This window comes from uncultured Streptococcus sp. (genome assembly GCF_938036805.1).
GTDB lineage: Bacteria > Bacillota > Bacilli > Lactobacillales > Streptococcaceae > Streptococcus.
The window spans coordinates 1-3147 of the sequence record NZ_CALHWC010000059.1; the positions used below are offsets into that span (position 1 = coordinate 1).

General features: G+C 42.8%; 3 protein-coding genes. All 3 read right to left on the minus strand.

Annotated features, from left to right (window positions below):
- Positions 1–71 precede the first annotated feature (71 nt).
- Positions 72–746 carry a response regulator transcription factor gene (locus Q0191_RS02460; protein ID WP_061909067.1) on the minus strand — a complete coding sequence of 225 codons (675 nt, stop codon included), beginning with the start codon at positions 744–746 and terminating at the stop codon, positions 72–74.
- Between the two features lie 120 nt (positions 747–866).
- Positions 867–1304, minus strand: a complete 438-nt coding sequence (locus Q0191_RS02465) for a hypothetical protein (RefSeq protein WP_297663527.1) — start codon at positions 1302–1304, stop codon at positions 867–869.
- 218 nt (positions 1305–1522) lie between these two features.
- On the minus strand, positions 1523–3147 hold a 1625-nt coding region (locus Q0191_RS02470), incomplete at its 5' end, for a M1 family metallopeptidase (protein WP_297663529.1).

Genomic DNA, 3147 nt, shown 5'->3' on the forward strand with positions numbered 1-3147 from the left:
AAATCAGGGTGAATACACCAAAATAGCGAATGAAATAAGAAAAATCATCCGCATAAAAGGTTTTTTTGAGTTTATTCAGCATTCTTTAAAATGTAACCGACACTGCGAAGGGTTTGAAGATTATTCGCAAAAGCCGTTCCTTTCAATTTTTTCCGAATCTTAGATACATAGACTTCCACAACAGAAATCGTCGTATCGCTGTCAAAGCCCCACAAACGGTCGAAAATTTGAGTCTTGGGCAAAATAACATTTTGATTCTGAAGGAAGTAGACCAACAGATCAAACTCTTTTCCCAGCAGCTCTACTTCTTTTCCGTCAACTAAGGTCGAATTGGTCGAAAGATTAACCGTCACATCGCCATAGGACAGGGTATTTTCATTAAACTTACCAGAGCGTTTGAGCAAGGCCTGAATCCGCATTTTAAGCTCTTCCAGATAAAAAGGCTTAGTCAGGTAATCGTCGGCACCGAGTTCAAAACCATGGCCTTTATCATCGATACTTTCCTTGGCAGTCATGATAAGGACAGGAGTGGTAACCCCTTTTTCGCGCAATTCTTTAAGCACTTGGAAGCCATCTTTTTCAGGAAGCATCAAATCCAGCAAAATCAGGTCATAAACTCCGCTTTCTGCCTCGTATAGTCCTTCTTCACCATCAAAGACCTGCATAACATCTGCAAAATCATCTAAAAAATCAAATACTGAGTTTGACAGACCGAGGTCATCCTCCACTAATAAAATCTTAATCATCCTGTTCCTTCCTTTTTAGAAAAAGCATATCTTGTTTAGTTTAAATAGAGACAGGGCAAACACTTCTCATTCTATCTTAACCTATCTTTTTCTATTATATCATGACTTGTCGAAAATGCTTTAAGAATTTCTTGTTTTCGAGTTATTTTCGCTGTTCTTATCATCTTTTGTTGTGCCGTCAGCGTTTGATGGCTTCTTTTTTGATTGATTTCCTTCTTGTGGTCCTCCTGGATAGCCATTTCCTTGTGGCGGCTGACCTCCACCTCCGGGACCGCCTTGACCATCTTGACCGTTTTGTCCACGCATCTGCGGTGGCATGCCATTTTCATTTCCCTGTCCCTGACCTTGAGGAGCTTGTCCGCCTTGACCTGGCATCTTTCCATCTTGATTGTTTTGCTGAGGCATAGTAGCCTGCACTGAACTCTGCTGCGGGCTTTTCTGTGTCAAGGCACCAATTCCATATCCACCAATCGCTCCGACGGCTAAGGATGCACTAGCCACTGCTGTCATCCACCATTTAGTACTCTTTTTAACTACAATCATTTTTTCCATATCCATTTTAAGTTTTTCCTCTTTCTACATTTTATATTTTCATGGATTTTAACATGATGAAGTAATATAAATCTTGAATACACAAATTCACATCCTTTACATGCTAGGATTATTATAGGGAGGCTTGCTTAAACGGGACTGAATTTTTTCTTAAAGAAGGCTGAAACTACGGGATTCTAAACAACAGAAAAGACCAGATGTCATAATCTGATCTTTTCATTAGACTAAACTGATGCCTTGATAGCTTTCTCAACCGCTGCTTTTTCACGAGCAATCAGGTCAACACGCGCTGCGATTTCCTTGATTCCCATGCTGATGTTACGGCTGATAGCCATATCGTCCAACTGCGGTTCAAAGAAGGCCTTGTATTCCGCTAGCCTTTCTGCTGTTTTGAAGGCATTAGCCGGATAAATGACGAATTTATCAAAGCTCATGTCGCCACCCAAAGCCGCCTTAATCCAATCCCAGTTCTCACGCGCCCAAGTCCAAGCAGTAGCTTGCGTAAATTGGTGATTCAAGAGTGGGAAATACCAGCTCATGGCCAAATCTTGTGGTTTCACGATATCTTTGTTCTTCAAAGATTCCAAGATACGAGCAAGAGTTTCTGCGTCCTTAGTGTAAGCCAAAGCAGATGCCAATTGGCGTTTGAAGCTACCGTCGACTGTCGAAACATAATCATTCAAGTATTGGTCAGCCAATTCTTTACTCTCATCATGCTTGATTTGGTTGATGAGAATATGCAAGCGAATAGCCGCAGGCAATTTCTCCAAGTCCTCTTGATGGGCGGCAAAAATGCGGCTTGCTTCTTGACTTGCTGTTTGGTCATCAGCTGCAATCAGACCTCCTACAACGATCTGACGAACCAGCTCATCTTCATCACTTTCCCCTTCTTTTGCTTCAAAGCCTAGACGATCAAAGTTGAATTTGATTAGTTTAACAACCAATTCGTTATATGCTTTCTCGCACTCGCTTCCTTCGTCCACAAAGAGCTTGAGGCCATTCAGAACGGCTTTAACTCCTGAAACAACCAAATAGGAGGTTTCTTCTGTCAGTTTTTCAATTACAGGAACCAAATCAGCAAATGAAATGCTGCCTGCTTCAGCCAAGAGACGGCGCTCTTGCACCACTTGAAGCTTGCTAGTGCTATCCAAGTCTGTAATGGTATCTAAAATCTGCTCAAGCAAGATACCTTGATAGTCCGTGATATAGTGGGCTGTATTTTCCGTATTGAAGCGCAGGGCACCCTGGTTTTGAGCAGCCAAGGCAGAATAATTTGGAATTTCCAGCGTTTCTGTCTCCAGCGTATCTGGTAAACCTTTCCAGTTACTATTTAAAGGCAAGACCCAAGTGCGTTTCTTATCTTCGTGCTCTCCGATAAAGAATTGTTTTTGAGAGAGTTTGAGCGTATCGTTTTCTACTGTAGCTGTCAAAACAGGGTAGCCCGGCTGTTCCAGCCAAGAATCCATAAAGGCTGCTACATCACGGCCAGAAGCAGCTCCCAAGGCCTCCCAAAGGTCACGACCGATGGTATTTCCATACTGGTGTCTAGCAAAATAAGCGTTCAATCCTTTGGCAAAGGCCTCATCACCCAACCAACGACGAAGCATGTGCATGAGGCGGCTTCCCTTGGCATAAACGATAGCGGGATCAAACAAAGTATTAATTTCGTCAGGGTGCTTCACTTCCACATGGACAGACTGAACTCCGTCTGTCGCATCTCGTTTGAGAGCCAGAGGAACACCTGTGGTTTGGAAATTCTCAAAGATATTCCAGCTTGGCTCAATCGCATTGACACAGACATATTCCATCATATTAGCAAAGCTTTCATTGAGCCAAAGGTCATCCCACC